Annotated in this window: 1 protein-coding gene; it reads left to right on the top strand. The window is 49.7% G+C overall.

Annotation, left to right across the window (positions count from 1 at the left end; genetic code table 11):
- Positions 1–481 (top strand): transcription termination/antitermination protein NusA (gene nusA / locus ACTD9P_RS29740; RefSeq protein ID WP_438870433.1); only part of this gene is annotated, 481 nt, incomplete at both ends.

Here is a 481-nt window from a genome sequence, read left to right as displayed (position 1 = left end):
ATGTATCAAGAACGCATCCTGGCCTGTTGAAGCGTCTTTTTGAAATCGAAGTGCCGGAAATTTATGACGGAACGGTCGAACTGAAATCCGTTGCCAGAGAAGCGGGCGACCGCTCTAAAATCTCCGTCCGCACTGATGACCCTGACGTTGATCCGGTCGGTTCATGCGTCGGTCCTAAAGGCCAGCGGGTGCAGGCGATCGTCAATGAACTGAAAGGCGAAAAAATTGATATCGTCAACTGGTCTGATGATCCGGTTGAATTTGTTGCCAATGCGCTCAGTCCGTCTAAAGTGCTGGATGTCATCGTCAGCGAAGAAGAAAAAGCCACGACTGTCATCGTTCCTGATTACCAGCTTTCTCTGGCAATCGGAAAAAGAGGGCAAAACGCCCGCTTAGCCGCGAAACTGACAGGCTGGAAAATCGATATCAAAAGTGAAACGGATGCAAGAGACCTTGGCATCTATCCGAGAGAGCATGAAGA

The sequence above is a fragment of the Pseudomonas onubensis genome (genome assembly GCF_965653655.1).
Taxonomy (GTDB): Bacteria; Pseudomonadota; Gammaproteobacteria; order Pseudomonadales; family Pseudomonadaceae; genus Aquipseudomonas.
The sequence above is the reverse complement of the archived record's forward strand: the minus strand, read 5'-3'. Positions and strand labels throughout refer to the sequence as shown.